This window comes from Planotetraspora mira (assembly GCF_016863275.1).
In the GTDB taxonomy this organism is placed as follows: domain Bacteria; phylum Actinomycetota; class Actinomycetes; order Streptosporangiales; family Streptosporangiaceae; genus Planotetraspora; species Planotetraspora mira.
Genome location: NZ_BOOO01000015.1, coordinates 200,495 through 215,454 on the forward strand (window position 1 = coordinate 200,495; position 14,960 = coordinate 215,454).

A 14,960-nucleotide genomic window follows, 5' to 3' on the forward strand; every position below is an offset into this window, starting at 1 on the left:
CGTCAATGTGACCAATCCGTAGCCGTCAACCATGACGACATGCACGATCGTGGCGGGCATCATGCCTAACGTGACCGAGGGACGCGTCGCCGACGCCGCAACTGGGGTAAGGCTTGCGACGAGATCGGATGAGTCCGACCTCAGGGAACTGACCAGCCTTGCCGTACAAGGAGATCGCAGCGCGATCGAATCGCTTCTGGGGCATCTGCGCCCCATGGTGGTGCGATATTGCCGAGCCCGGTTGGGTAGGGTCTCCGGTCATTACCACATCGCCGACGACGTCGCGCAGGAAGTGTGCATCGCCGTTCTTTCCGCGTTGCCGCGTTATCGCGATATGGGCCGGCCGTTCGCGTCGTTCGTGTTCGGAATCGCCTCGCACAAGGTGGCCGACGCGCTGCGCAGTTCTGTGCGCTCCGCGGTGCCGACACAGGACCTGCCGGACGGGCCGGACGAGGGGCCGGGGCCGGAGGAGACCGTCGTCCGCTACATCGAGGCGCAGCACGCTCGTGACCTGTTGTCGCGCCTTCCGGACAACCAGCGCGAGCTCCTCATCCTTCGGGTGGTGTCGGGCCTTTCGGCCGAGGAGACCGGTAATGTACTCGGCATGTCACCAGGTGCCGTCCGGGTCGCCCAGCATCGCGCCCTCGCCAGGCTGAGGCAGCTGGCCGAGCTGGAGTCGATTGCGTGACCACGAAACGTCGTCGTCGTCCGGCACGCTTCCTCGGGTCGTACGACGACGCCGACGTGGAGGCCGAAGTACAGCGGACCGACGCGATCCTCGACGGGCTGGCCCGGCGTGAGCCGGTGGCCTCAGGCGCCGACGCCGCGATCCGGATGCTGGGCGCGCTCGTGGCCGACGTGGAGAGTCAGCGGCTCTCCTCGGTGTCGATCACCCCGTCCACGTAGCCCCGGGCGTACTCCCAGCTGACGTAGTCGGTCGGGTCGGGCTGAAAGGCCGGCTCGTGTACCTGGGGCCGGCCGTTGTCGATCATCTGGCGAAGGTTGCCGCGGAGCAGGTCCCAGTCGAAGTAATGCTGCTCGCCGCACTCGGGGCAGTCGAGGACCAACCCCAGCACACCCTGGGGCTCCAACAGGGAACGGAAGACCTCCACGTCGGCGAGGTCGGTCAGCGCCTCATCCCGCTCGGCGACACTGAGCGGCTCCGGGTCGTCGGGCTCGCCCAGCTCGGCAGCGGGGTCGTTCGGGTCATCCGCGAACGGGTCGCGGGGGACGTCTTCCAGCACGCATCCCACCTTATGACCAGGACCCACCATGGTGAGTGAAAGTGGACCCCATCTACTGATTGGGCTGTCATAACCGGACCAGCGTGCCAGATGCCCGCCCGGCAGGGGTCACAACCAGCCGCGACGCGCGGCCTCGACTCCGGCGTGGAAGCGGGACTGCGCCCCCAGCTCGGCCATCGCCTCGGCGAATCTGGCCCGGACCGTCCGGACGGAAAGGCCCAGGTGGCGGGCGATTCCCTCGTCGCTGAGCCCTTGCGCGGCGAGCCTCAGCACCTGGGACGTGCCGCTGTCGCACGACGACACTGGGACGGCCCTGGCCCACAGTTCCTCGAAGAGCGTACGGAGCGCGGCCACGACGATCGGCGCCCGGACGAGGTAGCAGTTGTAACCGTGCTCCGGCAGGGAGTCGCCCCATTCGGCAGGCAGGCCCGCGGTGTCGTCGCCCAGGGCGAAGAACCAGCTCGGCACCCGGTCGAGGGTGCGGATGCGTGCACCCGCCTCGGTCAGCCGGTCGCACACCTCCCGTATGCCGGGCACCTCCATCACCGAGATGGGGATGACGGCCCGCGAGGACAGCAGGCCGTCCTTCATGGCCGCCGTCCAGGGGCCGGTGTACTTCTCGACCAGATCGCACATCGTCCGCCGGTCCGGGATCGCGGAGACCAGGTCGGCCGGCGGCGCCTGCAGGGCCAGGCCGACGACGCTCTCGTAGAGCTCGTCCGCCCCGCTCACGAGGTCGACGGCGAACTGTCCGTTCTGGTAGTCCCGGCCGGCGTCGTAGTGGTGGGTGAGGGGTGCGACGGAGGCGAGGGCCGCGTCGATCTGGCGGCTCTCCCTGGCCAGCCGGTCGAGCCTCTCGGCCACCAGCCTCCCGATGGCGGCGGCCGGGTGACGGGCGAGGTACTCCCCCTGCTGCTCGTCGACCGTGCCCAGCCGTACGAGCCGGGTGAGCCGGTCGAGCACGTCGTCGACGGGCGCGTCGACGGCGCGGGCGATCTCGGCGAGGGTGGCCCGATGGAGTTTCAGCACCACGGTGTAGAGGTCCCTGTGCTCCTGGGTGAGGCCGAGGGCTTCGAGAGGGTCCGCGTTCCGCGTCGTGATCATCAGCCGCTCCGTTGGTCGTTCCGCTCCGCGTCAAATCCGCGGTCGCGCCAATGGCGGAACTCGCGGAAGTCCGATCCCTCGCGTCGCGAGAATAGCCGCGCCCTCCGGCGCCGTGCCGGGCGTTCGCGTATTCGGAAGAGCGCGCGAAGAACTTTTGTGCATATGCACGTTCCAAAGCTTTCTTCGCCCGCACTTTCGAAACGGCGACAAAATGCAACTTTGTGCAGTTGCATCTAGCGACATTGCGCTTGGACGCTTCGTGACGCATCCTTGACTCAGCGTTAGCGAACGGTACGTCATTCGAGCGCGGAGGGGGGCTCGATGGCGTGGCCTGAGTGACGCACATGTGGGGGGACCGCTCGTCGGTCCCCCCACCTTGTCTTCTCCGGAGCCGCCTCGGGGGCCGCCTCCGGAGTCGATCCCGGCCCGCGCCGGGCCCCGTGGCGGTCTCCGTCTCCGTCTCCGGCCGGCTCACCTCCCGGTTCGCGTCCTGCCTGTTCCGCAGGGCCGGGGAGGGAACCCCGGAACCGCGTGCTGAGGAGCCCACTAGACTGACCTCGGGGTCTGGCGAGGGGTCCGCCGGGCAGGAGGGTTGGAGATGGCCAAGTTCACCGAACCGGGGCTCACGTTCGATGACGTGCTCCTTGTTCCCGCCTACTCGGATCTGCAGCCGGGAGAAGCCGACACGACGACGCGCCTGTCGCGGAACGTCGTGGTGCGCATCCCGCTGGTGTCCGCCGCCATGGACACCGTCACCGAGGCGCGGATGGCCGTCGCGATGGCCCGCCAGGGCGGCATCGGCATCCTGCACCGCAATCTCTCGATCGAGGACCAGGCCAGTCAGGTCGACCTCGTCAAGCGCTCCGAGGCGGGCATGGTGACCCATCCGGTGACCTGCGCTCCGGACGACACGCTCGCCGACGTCGAGCGGCTGTGCGCCACCTACCGGATCTCCGGCGTTCCGGTGACCGACCCCGACGGAGTCCTCGTCGGCATCGTGACCAATCGCGACATGCGGTTCGAGACCGACCAGACGAAGGCCGTCCACGAGGTCATGACCCGCATGCCTCTCGTGACCGCCCCCGCGGGCGTCTCCCGCGACGAGGCGTTCCGGCTGCTCCGGGAGCACAAGGTCGAGAAACTGCCGATCGTCGACGTGGCCGGCCGCCTGCAGGGCCTCATCACCGTCAAGGACTTCACCAAGAGCGAGCAGTACCCGCTGGCCACCAAGGACGCGCGCGGCCGGCTGATGGTCGGCGCGGCGGTGGGCGTCGCGGGCGACGCGGAGCAGCGGGCGACGGCCCTGATCGAGGCGGGCGCCGACGTCATCATCGTGGACACGGCCCACGGCCACTCGCACGGCGTGTGCGAAATGATCGCCAAGATCAAGGCGAACAGCCGGGGCGTGGACGTGATCGGCGGCAACGTGGCCACCAGGGCCGGCGCCCAGGCGCTGATCGACGCCGGCGCCGACGCGGTGAAGGTCGGCGTGGGCCCGGGCTCCATCTGCACCACCCGCGTCGTCGCGGGCGTGGGCGCGCCCCAGCTCACGGCGATCTACGAGGCGGCCCTGGCCTGCGGGCCCGCGGGCATCCCGGTCATCGGAGACGGCGGCCTGCAGTACTCGGGGGACATCGCCAAGGCCCTCGCCGCCGGCGCGGACACCGTCATGCTGGGTTCGCTGCTCGCGGGATGCGAGGAGTCACCCGGTGAGCTGATCTTCATCAACGGCAAGCAGTACAAGTCCTACCGCGGCATGGGGTCGCTCGGCGCGGTGCGCAACCGCGAGCGCGGCGGCAAGTCCTTCAGCAAGGACCGTTACGCCCAGGCCGACGTCTCCGGCGAGGACAAGTACATCCCCGAGGGCATCGAGGGCCAGGTGCCCTACCGCGGTCCCCTCGCCGCCGTGGCCCACCAACTGGTCGGCGGGCTCCGCCAGGGCATGTGGTACACCGGCTCCCGCACCGTCGCCGAGATGCACGAGAAGGCGCAGCTCATGCCCATCACGGCGGCGGGTCTCAAGGAGAGCCACCCTCACGACATCCAGATGACGGTCGAGGCTCCGAACTACCACCGCCACTAGGGGAGCCGTCCGGCACCGTATCGATACGGGCTCGGTACGGCTTTCGCGCCCGGCGGGAGCCGTACGCACATGAATGGAAAGAGCAGGCGAGATGACTCAGGTGGAGATCGGGCGCGGCAAGAACGGCCGTCGTGCGTACGCGCTGGACGAGATCGGCATCGTGCCCTCCCGGCGCACCCGTGACCCCGAGGAGGTCTCGATCTCCTGGCAGATCGACGCCTACCGGTTCGAGCTTCCGCTCGTGGTGAGCCCGATGGACAGCGTCGTCTCGCCCAGGACCGCGATCGAGATCGGCAGGCTGGGCGGCCTCGCCGCCCTCGACCTCGAAGGTCTGTGGACGCGCTACGAGGACCCCGCGCCGCTGCTCGAGGAGGTCGCCACCCTCGACCAGGAGGCCGCCACCCGCCGCCTCCAGGAGATCTACACTGCCCCGATCCAGGACGAGCTGATCGCCCGGCGCATCGGGGAGATCCGCGAGGCGGGCGTGACCACGGCGGTACGGCTGTCGCCCCAGCGGACGGTGCAGCACCACAAGGCCGTGATCGACGCCGGCGTCGACATCTTCGTCATCCGCGGCACCACGGTCTCGGCCGAGCACGTGTCGGGGCGGGCCGAGCCGCTGAACCTCAAGCAGTTCATCTACGAACTGGACGTGCCCGTCATCGTCGGCGGCTGCGCCACCTACACCGCCGCGCTGCACCTGATGCGCACCGGCGCGGCCGGCGTGCTGGTCGGCTTCGGCGGCGGCGCCTCGCACACCACCCGCAACGTGCTCGGCGTGGTCGTGCCGATGGCGACCGCGATCTCGGACGTGGCCGCGGCCCGCCGCGACTACATGGACGAGTCGGGCGGCCGCTACGTCCACGTCATCGCCGACGGAGGCATGGGCGGCTCGGGGGACATCGCCAAGGCGATCGCCTGCGGCGCCGACGCCGTCATGGTCGGCTCACCCCTCGCCCGGGCCGCCGAGGCCCCGGGCCGCGGCTTCCACTGGGGGTCGGAGGCGCACCACCCGGACCTGCCGCGTGGCAGGCGGGTCGAGTTCGGCACGATCGGGACGCTGGAGCAGATCCTGCACGGCCCGTCGTCGGTGGCGGACGGCTCGATGAACCTCATGGGTGCGCTGCGCCGCACGATGGCGACCGCGGGCTACTCCGACCTCAAGGAGTTCCAGCGCGTCGAGGTCGTCGTCGCCCCTCCGCAGCCCTGATCAACGGGAGCGGGCCCCGCGTGATCGGGTGATCACGCGGGTTCCCGCACCCAGACGCCGCGCCTCATGACGCCGTCGAGGCGCAGATCCTCGTCGAGGACGACCAGGTCGGCGTACTTGCCGACGGTGATCGAGCCGATCTCGCCGTCGAGGCCGAGCACCCGCGCCGGGGTCAGCGAGGCCATCGTGGACGCGTCGACGAGCGAGGCGCCCATCTCACGGACCGTGCGGCGGAAGGCCACGTCCATGGTCAGCGTGCTTCCGGCGATCGTGCCGCCCTCGGACAGGCGCGCCACGCCGTTCTCGACGTCGACGGTCATCGGGCCGAGCGGGTAGCGCCCGTCGCCCATGCCGGCCGCGGCCATCGCATCGGTGATCAGCGCCGTCCTTGCGGGGCCCGACTCGTGCGCGGCGAGACGCAACATCGCGGGGTGGACGTGGACTCCGTCGTTGATGAGTTCCACGGTGACCCGATCGTCTTGGAGGAGGGCCGCGACCGGGCCGGGATCGCGGTGGCTCAACGGCGGCATCGCGTTGTACAGGTGGGTGGCGACGCTGCCGCCCGCCTCGATCCCCGCGAGCGTCTGCTCGTAGGTGGCGTCACTGTGGCCGAGTGCGGCGATCACACCCTCGGCCGCGGCGTCCCTGATGACGTCGAGCGCGTTCGGCAACTCCGCCGCGATGGTCAGCATGCGGACGTGGCCCCGGCCGGCCCGCACCAACTCCCGGAACTCCGCCCGGTCGGGCTCGCGCAGCAGCGCGGGGTCGTGGGCGCCGCAGCGGGCCTTCGAGATGTACGGACCCTCGAAGTGGATGCCGGCGATGAGCCCCTGTTCGCAGAGATCGGCCAGGGCGGACGCCGTACGCGCCAGGGTGGCGGGTGAAGCGGTGACCAGGCTGGCCAGTGTGGTGGTGGTGCCGTGTCCGAGGTGGAACGCGGCGACCTCGGCCGCCTTCTCCGGATCGCCCTCCGGGTAGGAGCCGCCGCCCCCGCCGTGCGTGTGGACGTCCACGAAACCCGGGACGACCGTCCGGCCGCCCAGAGACCGGCCGTTGCCGGGCGCCTGGCCTCGGCCGATATGGGTGATCTTGCCGTCCTCGATGGTCAGCCAGCCGTCGTGGACCCCTTCCGGCGTCACGAGGCGAACATCAGAGACAGTGAGGCTCATGAGCCCATCTTTCCGCCCGGGGGCCGGGATCACAGATCGGGGGAGGTGGAACGGCTCGTTTATAGCAAAAAACCAGCATCGATCCGGCGCGTCGTGCCTGATCTCCTCGTGCCGACCGGGCGATGAAGATCATTTGGCGTGAGGGGTGGAAGTAGGATTTGCTGGTCAGAACCTACGGGTAGAAAACGACCGCACAGGCGAAAGCCGTACCGAGGGAGCCCTATGACCGCGCGGATGGGCACCGCAGCGCTCGGCCCCACAGAGCGTTCCGCCGCCCTTGACCGGATGCAATCGCAGGAACTCGACGTGGTCGTGATCGGCGGCGGTGTCGTCGGTGCAGGTGTCGCCCTCGACGCCGTGACGAGAGGCCTGTCGGTGGGTCTCGTCGAGGCGAGGGACTTCGCCTCCGGGACCTCCTCGCGCTCGTCCAAACTGATCCACGGCGGTCTGCGCTACCTGGAGCAACTCAACTTCGATCTGGTGAGAGAGGCGCTGAGGGAGCGGGCCCTGCTGCTCCAGCGGATCGCGCCGCACCTGGTCAGGCCGGTGCCGTTCCTGTTCCCGCTGACCCACCCGGGCTGGGAGCGGCCGTACGTGGGGGCGGGGCTCGCGCTCTACGACACGCTGGGCTTCTCCTTCGGCTTCAGCCGGGGCATGCCGGGCCACCGGCACCTGTCGCGGCGGCGGGCCCTGCGGATCGCCCCCGCGCTCAAGCGCTCGGCCTTCACCGGCGCGGTGCAGTACTGGGACGCCGGGGTGGACGACGCCCGATACGTGATGACCATGCTCAGGACCGCCGCGACATACGGTGCCGACGTGGCGTCGCGGGTCCAGGCGGTCGGCTTCCTGCGCGAGGGCGAGCGCGTCACCGGGGTCCGCGTGCGCGACCTGGAGAGCGGGACCGAGTTCGACGTCCGGGCCCGCCAGGTCGTCAACGCGACGGGGGTCTGGACCGACGACGTCCAGGAACTCGTCGGCGGGCGCGGCCAGATCCACGTCAAGGCGTCCAAGGGCATCCACCTCGTGGTGCCGCGCGACCGCATCCACTCCCTGACGGGGATCATCATGCGCACCGAGAAGTCGGTGTTGTTCGTGATTCCCTGGGGCCGGCACTGGATCATCGGCACCACCGACACGGAGTGGACACTCGACAAGGTCCATCCCGCCGCCTCCCGGACGGACATCGACTACCTGCTCGACCACGTCAACTCCGTCCTCGCGGTGCCGTTGACCAGGGACGACGTGGAAGGTGTGTATGCCGGGCTGCGGCCGCTGCTCGCCGGCGAGTCGGAGGAGACGTCCAAGCTCTCGCGTGAGCACGTGGTGGCCCACCCCGTCCCCGGCCTCGTCATGGTGGCCGGCGGCAAGTTCACGACGTACCGGGTGATGGCGGGCGACGCGGTCGACGCCGTCGCGCACGGCCTCGACCGGCGCGTGCCCCCGTCCTGCACCGACCAGATCCCCCTGGCGGGGGCGGAGGGCTATCGGGCGTTGTGGAACTCCCGCCATCGGCTCGCCCGCTCGTCCGGTCTGCACGTCGCGCGGATCGAGCACCTGCTCCAGCGGTACGGTTCCATGATCGACGAGGTGCTCGAGCTGATCGAGCGGGATCCCTCGCTGGGACGGCCCCTCGCGGGGGCCGACGACTACCTGCGTGCCGAGATCGTCCACGCGGCCACCCACGAGGGCGCCCGCCACCTCAACGACGCGCTGACCCGCCGGACCCGCATCTCGATCGAGACCTTCCACCGCGGCGCCGCCGTCGCGCAGGAGGCCGCGGAGCTCATGGCGAAGCCGCTCGGCTGGGACACCGAGCAGGTCAAGCGGGAGGTGGAGTACTTCACCAAGAGGGTCGAGGCCGAACGGGCCTCGCAGGAGCAGGACACCGACCAGGAGGCCGACGCGATCCGTCTCGGTGCTCCCGAGATCGTTCCCGTCGCCCTCCCGGAGGGTCACGGCGTCTGACGCCGGATCACACGAAGGGGATCCATGCCCGGTCGGCGAGGCTCGTCGCGTCGCTGACCTTGAGGCCGCCGTCGGAGACCGTCCAGATGGCGTCCCCGATGACCATGCAGCGGCGGATGCCCTGGTCGACCGGTGCGAACGAGCCCTGCACGGTCTTGCTGGGATGGCTGATCAGGCCGACCTTGTCGATCCCGCCGTCGCCGACCTTGAGCACGAGGGCGGAACTGCCCTCGATGACGTCGCCGCCCCAGCTCTGGAGGGGCAACATCGCCAGGCCCGACTGCGGCCAGTAGACGAAGGCGTGCGGATCCCACTCGGCCTCCGAGCCGGACTTCTCCTGGAGGAACCGGGAGACGATCTTCGGGCTGGCCGGGTCGCTGACGTCGAACAGGGAGATCTGGGTGCCGATCGTCTGGCCCGACTGGGTGGCCTCCTGGCCGACGCCGAGCAGGCGCCCCTCGCCGCCCGGGTGCAGGTAGGCCGAGTAGCCGGAGATCTTCAGCTGGCCCGTGACCTTGGGGTCGGCCGGATTCCGCAGGTCCAAGGCGTAGAGCGGGTCGGTCTGCTTGAAGGTGACCACGTAGCCGACGTCGCCGATGAACCGGACGGAGTAGATGCGCTCGCCCTTGCCGAGTCCCGTCACCGAGCCGACCGGGGACAGGCTCGCCGCGTCGAGGACGTAGACCCCGCTCTCGCTCGTCTCACGGGCCCCGCCGAAGGTCTCCGAGTTGGACGTCGTGGCCACGCGGAGATTGCCCTTGCTCTCCGACAGGGAGTACTGGTTCAGCAGGCGCCCGGGCACCGAGCCCGAGTCGACGTAGCGGGGGGACCCCGCGGCGGTGATGTCGAACCGGTGCACCTCGGTGCGCTCGGGGGGCGTGGTCGGCGTCGGTGCCGGCTTGCGCGGCTTCCCCGTCACTCGGGGAGTCGGCATCGGCATGTCGTCGATCACCATCGGCCGCAGCCACCAGCGGGGGTTGCTGGTCACGTAGAGGCTGGTCGCCGTGCCGTACACGGTGTCGCCGTCGGCGGCCACGCTGATCGGGGAGTCGGGGGAGAACGTCTGGTCGGCGGCGAGGTCGATCGTGTGGACGGTCAGCATCGAGGTCCCGGTGTACTCGGCCGGGTGGCTGATCTTCTCGCACTTCACCGCGTCGGTACGGGTGACCCCGTCGCCCTTGATCTGGAAGGCGGGCAGCCAGGCGTTGACCGGCGCGGCGAGCACGGCCTTGCGGTTGCGCTCGAGCAACTCGGACTCGGGCATGTCGGGCTTGGGGGGAGGGAGCGTGATGTTCGGCTGGGACCTGACGACGATCCGGACGGTCGACCCGACCTGGCGGGCGTCGACGTGCATGCCGTCGGCGGTCATCGTGGACAACACCTTCGGCCGGCCGGAGAGGTCGACCAGGACGTACTTGGGCCCCGCCGGTCCCGGCATCACCTTGGCCATCGCGCCCAGCGGGATCATCCCCCCCACGCCCTCGAACAGCACCAGCGCCCGGTTGCCGGAGATCAGCAGATCGGCCTGTGCCCAGGCCTGCTCCTTGGGGACGAGACGCAGGGTGCCGGTCACCCGGCGGCTCTCGATGTCGACGACGCGGAGCAGGCCCTGGCTGACCGTGATGACCCGCTGGCCGTCGGTCTTGACCAGGTCGGGCTCGTCGACCCCGGCCTCGTGGACGTTGGTCGTCGAGTACGACTGGTCGGAGACGGCTCCCTTGGCGGCGGTCGCCGCGGGCATCGCGTCGGCGGCCTCCGAGAACGCCCGTCCGTAGACGGCGGGGCCTCCGACGCCCCAGGGAGTCGCGTTCTCGGCGGTCTTGCGCCGGATGTCGTTCAGCATGTCGTCGCAACTCGTGTATGAGACGAGGGAGACCTTGTCGGTCAGGTCGACACGCGGAGGAGCCTCCGCCGCGCGGCCTTCCGAGCACGCCGTGGCGAGCAGCCCGGCCAGGGCGATGGCGCCCGCCGTACGAATCGATGTCCTCATGCCCCTAGGACGTATCGCGCCGGGCTTCGGTTCGAGCGTTCCTTGGGGCCGCCTGAAGGTTGCTTTACCAACCAGTAGCTTTAGTGGGGTCCCCGGAATATTCTTCCGCCATGGCCGCCACGATTCGGACGCTCGACAGCGCCATGGTCGATCGAGTCCTCGCGCACGTCACCTCGGAGGGCAAGACCCGGCAGATCGCCGTCCCGTTCACGGGTGAGCCCCTCGCCGACATCCCGATCTCCTCGGCCGACGACGTCAGGGCCGCGTACGCCAAGGCCAGGGCCGCGCAGGAGGCGTGGGCCGCGCTGCCCGCCCGGGAGCGGACCAGGCCGTTCCTGCGCCTGCACGACGCGATGATCGACCGTCGCGACGAGATCCTCGACATCGTCCAGACGGAGACGGGGAAGGCCAGGCGGCACGCGTTCGAGGAGGTTCTCGACGTGGCCGGATGCAGCCTCTACTTCGCCAGGCGCGCGCCGGGGCTGCTGGAACCGCAGCGCCGCCGGGGCATCTTCCCGGTCGCCACCCGGGTGACCGAGCTTCGCCACCCCAAGGGCGCCGTGGCCGTGATCAGCCCGTGGAACTACCCGCTGTCCCTGGGGGTGACCGACGTGGTCCCCGCGCTGATCGCGGGCAACGCCGTCGTCCACAAGCCCGACACGCAGACCGCGCTGTCCACCCTCTGGACGATCGACCTGCTCGTGGAACTCGGCATGCCGCGCGACATCTGGCAGGTCGTGCTGGGCGACCCCGAGGACGTCGGCGGTCCGCTGATCGACGGCGCCGACTACGTGGCGTTCACCGGATCGACCAGGGGTGGCAGGAAGGTCGCCGCCGAGGCCGCCGCCCGGCTCGTCGGCTGCTCGCTGGAACTGGGCGGCAAGAACCCGATGATCGTGCTCGACGACGCCGACCTCGACCTGGCCGCGCAGGGAGCCATCCGGGCGTGCTTCACCAACGCCGGCCAGTTGTGCATCTCGATCGAGCGGCTCTACGTGCAGGAATCGGTCGCCGACGCGTTCCGGGACAAGTTCGTCCGGGCGGTGGAGAACATGAAGATCGCCGCGGGGTTCGACTGGGACACCCAGATGGGGTCCCTGACACACCGGCGGCAACTCGACGCGGTGACCGATCACGTGGCCGACGCCGTCGCCAAGGGCGCGAAGGTGCTGACCGGAGGCCGCGCGCGGCCCGACCTCGGGCCGCTGTTCTACGAGCCGACGGTCGTCGAGGGCGTCACCGAGGACATGGACCTGTGCCGCGACGAGACCTTCGGCCCAGTCGTCGCCCTCTACCGGTTCTCCGCCGAGGACGAGGCCGTCGCTCTCGCGAACGACACGCCGTACGGGCTGAACGCCTCGGTCTGGACGCGCGACCTCGGGCGGGCCCGCCGGGTCGCCGCCCGCGTCAAGGCGGGCACCGTCAACGTCAACGAGGGGTACGGCTCGGCCTACGCGTCCTACGACGCCCCGATGGGCGGCATGAAGGCCTCCGGCCTCGGCCGCCGCCACGGAAGCGAGGGCCTGCTCAAATACACCGAGGTCCAGACCGTCGCCAGCCAGGCGTCGTGGCTCGGCTTCGAGCCGATGCTCGGCCTGTCGTACGACACCTACGCCGACACCCTCGCCGGCGTCCTCAAGACGATGAAGCGGCTTCACCTCAAATAGGACTGTCATGGACTACGACGTCGTCGTCATCGGGTCGGGATTCGGCGGGAGCGTGACGGCCCTCCGCCTGACGGAGAAGGGCTATTCGGTCGGCGTCCTGGAGGCCGGCAGGCGGTTCGAGGACGGCACGCTTCCCAAGACGTCCTGGCGGGCCAGGGACTTCCTGTGGGCCCCGCGGCTCGGTCTCAAGGGCATCCAGCGGATCCACCTGCTGCGCGGCGGAAGCGGCGTCATGGTCCTCGCCGGGGCGGGGGTGGGCGGCGGCTCGCTCGTGTACGCGAACACCCTCTACGAGCCCCTGGACCCCTTCTTCGACGACCCCCAGTGGAGCCGCATCACGGACTGGAAGAGCGAACTCGCCCCTTACTACGACCAGGCCAAGCGGATGCTGGGGGTGACGCGGAACCCGACCGTGACGCCCGCCGACGAGGTCATGCGGAAGGTGGCCGAGCGGATGGGGGTCGGCGACACCTTCCATCTCGCTCCCGTGGGGGTGTTCTTCGGCGCTCCCGGCGTCGAGGTCGACGATCCGTACTTCGGCGGGGCCGGTCCGCGGAGGCGGGGATGTCTGGAGTGCGGCGAGTGCATGACGGGCTGCCGCCATGGCGCCAAGAACACGCTGGTCAAGAATTACCTCCACCTCGCGGAGAGCGCGGGGGCGACGGTCCACCCGGAGACGACCGTCAGGAGCGTGCGCCCGGTCGACGGCGGATACGAGGTCACGGCCAGGAGGACCGGTTCCCTGGGCGGGAGCCGCGCCTTCACCGCGCGGCAGGTCGTCTTCGCCGCCGGCACGTACGGCACGCAGCGGCTGCTGCACCACCTGAGGGCGACCACCCTGCCCGGGCTCTCGGCTCGGCTCGGCGTCCTGACCCGGACGAACTCCGAGGCCCTGCTCGGGTTCGAGCGGCTGACGGTCAAGGGGGACAAGCTCAACCGCGGGGTGGCGATCACCTCGTCGATCCACCCCGACGCCGAGACGCACATCGAACCCGTCCGGTACGGCGACGGCTCCAATGCGATGGGCATGCTCCGCACGCTGCTCGTCGACGGCGGGGGCAGGGTGCCTCGCTGGCTCAAATTCCTCGGCGCGGCCCTCCGCCGGCCCCATCTGGTGCCCCGGCTGTTCAATCACCGGAGATGGTCGGAACGGGCCGTCATCGCCCTCGTCATGCAGGCCAAGAACAACTCGGTCACGGTCTCCCTCCGGGGGCGCGGTCTGCGGGCCGATCCCGGCCACGGCGAGCCCAATCCCACCTGGATCCCCGCGGGGCACCAGGCCGCACGGCTGGCCGCCGAGGAGATCGGCGGTATGCCGGGCGGTTCCTGGCTGGACCTGTTCGACATCCCGGCCACGGCGCACTTCCTCGGCGGCTGCGCGATCGGCGACTCCCCGGAGAGCGGTGTGATCGACGCCTACCACCGGGTCTACGGGTACGAGGGCCTGCACATCGTCGACGGGTCGGCGATCTCCGCCAACCTGGGCGTCAACCCCTCGCTCACCATCACGGCCCAGGCGGAGCGGGCCATGGCGCTGTGGCCGAACAAGGGAGAGCCCGACCCTCGCCCGGCCGTCGGATCCGCCTACGCGAGGGTCTCGCCGGTCGCGCCGCTCCATCCGGTCGTGCCGGCGGCGGCGCCGGGAGCGCTCCGGCTGCCGATCGTGGAGATCACCTAGTCCTGGCGTCCTCTCAGGAGGCCCGGGCGACGACGTCCTCGATGGCGGCGTCCTCTCAGGAGGCCCGGGCGAGGACGTCCTCGATGGCGGCGACCACGGTGCCGGGGTTCTTGCTCAGGATCTGCACGTGGTTGCCGGGCGTCGTCGCGAACACCGACACGCGCTCGTTCATCGACACCGCCTCGGCGGCGGTGGCGCGCATCGTGCGCATCTCCTCCTCCGAGGCGCCCGAGTGCGGTCCGGTGCCGACGACATACACGGCCGGGCATTCCAAAGCCTCGAAGTCGGGGCCGAGTTCGCCGTTCATGGAGTCCACCTCGATGACGATCTCGGCCGACTCGGCGGGCGTCATCCGGGCCGAACGGCCCAGGGCCGCCATGATGCGCATGATCCAGCCAAGCCGGCGGAACTGCTTGCGCACGGCTCCCTTGCCCGCCTCGTCGAACATGGAGATCGGGTAGGCGCCGTCGACGAGCACGAGCCCGGCGACCTGCTCCGGGTGCTCCGCCGCGTACCGCACCGCGATCGTCGCACCGTGGGACCACCCCACCAGGACCGGCCGCTCGATCCCGGTCGCCTCGATCACGCGGCCGATGTCGTCGATGGCGCCACGGATGGAGTAGTCGGCCGAGGTGCCCGACTTCCCGCGTGCCCGTGCGTCGAACGTGACGGTGCGGTGCCTGCCGCCGAGGCGCCGGATGACGCCGTTCCAGTGCCGCTGCGTCGCGAACCCGCCGTTGAGGAAGAGCAGCGGACGACCCTCACCGGGAGTCTCGGTGCCGTCGAGCCGGGTGTCCGCGGCCGGAATGGTGAGCTGACGAGACATGGGGGGCTGCCTTTCGTCCGGGTG

The 14,960-nt window shown here is 70.2% G+C and carries 12 protein-coding genes; 7 read left to right on the forward strand and 5 right to left on the reverse strand.

Annotated features, from left to right (window positions below; all coding sequences use genetic code 11):
• Positions 1 to 61: 61 nt before the first annotated feature.
• Together Pmi06nite_RS14500 and Pmi06nite_RS14505 are read left to right on the forward strand one after the other, a co-directional pair.
• The gene (locus Pmi06nite_RS14500; RefSeq protein WP_203953589.1) at positions 62 to 688 is read left to right on the forward strand and encodes a sigma-70 family RNA polymerase sigma factor; all 627 of its coding nucleotides are present in this window, start codon (positions 62 to 64) and stop codon (positions 686 to 688) included.
• Positions 685 to 906: a hypothetical protein gene (locus Pmi06nite_RS14505; protein ID WP_203953483.1), complete on the forward strand. Its 222-nt coding sequence runs from the start codon at positions 685 to 687 to the stop codon at positions 904 to 906. Before Pmi06nite_RS14500 ends, Pmi06nite_RS14505 begins: the two co-directional genes overlap by 4 nt.
• Here Pmi06nite_RS14505 and Pmi06nite_RS14510 read toward each other — a convergent pair.
• Entirely contained in the window at positions 867 to 1,244 is a 378-nt protein-coding gene (locus tag Pmi06nite_RS14510; protein WP_203953484.1) for a DUF5319 domain-containing protein, read from the reverse strand. The two genes, Pmi06nite_RS14505 and Pmi06nite_RS14510, sit on opposite strands and share 40 nt — an antisense overlap.
• A 108-nt stretch (positions 1,245 to 1,352) precedes the next feature.
• The gene (locus Pmi06nite_RS14515; RefSeq protein ID WP_203953485.1) at positions 1,353 to 2,348 is read right to left on the reverse strand and encodes a helix-turn-helix transcriptional regulator; all 996 of its coding nucleotides are present in this window, start codon (positions 2,346 to 2,348) and stop codon (positions 1,353 to 1,355) included.
• Between the two features lie 598 nt (positions 2,349 to 2,946).
• Here Pmi06nite_RS14515 and guaB point away from each other — a divergent pair.
• Both guaB and Pmi06nite_RS14525 read left to right on the forward strand, forming a co-directional pair.
• The gene (gene guaB, locus Pmi06nite_RS14520; RefSeq protein ID WP_275409569.1) at positions 2,947 to 4,431 is read left to right on the forward strand and encodes an IMP dehydrogenase; all 1,485 of its coding nucleotides are present in this window, start codon (positions 2,947 to 2,949) and stop codon (positions 4,429 to 4,431) included.
• 91 nt (positions 4,432 to 4,522) lie between these two features.
• On the forward strand, positions 4,523 to 5,641 hold the full coding sequence (locus Pmi06nite_RS14525) for a GuaB3 family IMP dehydrogenase-related protein (protein ID WP_203953487.1): 1,119 nt from the start codon (positions 4,523 to 4,525) through the stop codon (positions 5,639 to 5,641).
• 32 nt (positions 5,642 to 5,673) lie between these two features.
• Here the strand turns inward: Pmi06nite_RS14525 and nagA are convergent, their stop codons facing one another.
• Positions 5,674 to 6,810, reverse strand: coding sequence for an N-acetylglucosamine-6-phosphate deacetylase (gene nagA, locus Pmi06nite_RS14530; protein WP_203953488.1), 1,137 nt, complete (start codon positions 6,808 to 6,810; stop codon positions 5,674 to 5,676).
• A gap of 222 nt (positions 6,811 to 7,032) precedes the next feature.
• Between nagA and Pmi06nite_RS14535 the strand changes: the two genes are divergently transcribed.
• Positions 7,033 to 8,775, forward strand: a complete 1,743-nt coding sequence (locus Pmi06nite_RS14535; RefSeq protein ID WP_239113899.1) for a glycerol-3-phosphate dehydrogenase/oxidase — start codon at positions 7,033 to 7,035, stop codon at positions 8,773 to 8,775.
• A gap of 7 nt (positions 8,776 to 8,782) precedes the next feature.
• On the opposite strand, the gene Pmi06nite_RS14540 is transcribed toward Pmi06nite_RS14535, so the two are convergent.
• On the reverse strand, positions 8,783 to 10,765 hold the full coding sequence (locus tag Pmi06nite_RS14540) for a beta-propeller domain-containing protein (protein ID WP_203953489.1): 1,983 nt from the start codon (positions 10,763 to 10,765) through the stop codon (positions 8,783 to 8,785).
• Positions 10,766 to 10,875: 110 nt separating this feature from the next.
• On the opposite strand from Pmi06nite_RS14540, the gene Pmi06nite_RS14545 reads away from it, so the two are divergent.
• Entirely contained in the window at positions 10,876 to 12,432 is a 1,557-nt protein-coding gene (locus Pmi06nite_RS14545) for a succinic semialdehyde dehydrogenase (RefSeq protein WP_203953490.1), read from the forward strand.
• 7 nt (positions 12,433 to 12,439) lie between these two features.
• The gene (locus Pmi06nite_RS14550; protein WP_203953491.1) at positions 12,440 to 14,110 is read left to right on the forward strand and encodes an FAD-dependent oxidoreductase; all 1,671 of its coding nucleotides are present in this window, start codon (positions 12,440 to 12,442) and stop codon (positions 14,108 to 14,110) included.
• Positions 14,111 to 14,165: 55 nt separating this feature from the next.
• On the opposite strand, the gene Pmi06nite_RS14555 is transcribed toward Pmi06nite_RS14550, so the two are convergent.
• The gene (locus Pmi06nite_RS14555) at positions 14,166 to 14,936 is read right to left on the reverse strand and encodes an alpha/beta fold hydrolase (RefSeq protein WP_203953492.1); all 771 of its coding nucleotides are present in this window, start codon (positions 14,934 to 14,936) and stop codon (positions 14,166 to 14,168) included.
• Positions 14,937 to 14,960 lie beyond the last annotated feature (24 nt).

Bases quoted from the DNA above. Each gene is read 5' to 3' on its own strand.
- Pmi06nite_RS14500 (WP_203953589.1), top strand. From the start codon at position 62: ATGCCTAACGTGACCGAGGGACGCGTCGCCGACGCCGCAACTGGGGTA.
- Pmi06nite_RS14515 (WP_203953485.1), bottom strand. From the start codon at position 2,348: ATGATCACGACGCGGAACGCGGACCCTCTCGAAGCCCTCGGCCTCACC.
- guaB (WP_275409569.1), top strand. From the start codon at position 2,947: ATGGCCAAGTTCACCGAACCGGGGCTCACGTTCGATGACGTGCTCCTT.
- Pmi06nite_RS14525 (WP_203953487.1), top strand. From the start codon at position 4,523: ATGACTCAGGTGGAGATCGGGCGCGGCAAGAACGGCCGTCGTGCGTAC.
- nagA (WP_203953488.1), bottom strand. From the start codon at position 6,810: ATGAGCCTCACTGTCTCTGATGTTCGCCTCGTGACGCCGGAAGGGGTC.
- Pmi06nite_RS14535 (WP_239113899.1), top strand. From the start codon at position 7,033: ATGACCGCGCGGATGGGCACCGCAGCGCTCGGCCCCACAGAGCGTTCC.
- Pmi06nite_RS14540 (WP_203953489.1), bottom strand. From the start codon at position 10,765: ATGAGGACATCGATTCGTACGGCGGGCGCCATCGCCCTGGCCGGGCTG.
- Pmi06nite_RS14545 (WP_203953490.1), top strand. From the start codon at position 10,876: ATGGCCGCCACGATTCGGACGCTCGACAGCGCCATGGTCGATCGAGTC.
- Pmi06nite_RS14550 (WP_203953491.1), top strand. From the start codon at position 12,440: ATGGACTACGACGTCGTCGTCATCGGGTCGGGATTCGGCGGGAGCGTG.
- Pmi06nite_RS14555 (WP_203953492.1), bottom strand. From the start codon at position 14,936: ATGTCTCGTCAGCTCACCATTCCGGCCGCGGACACCCGGCTCGACGGC.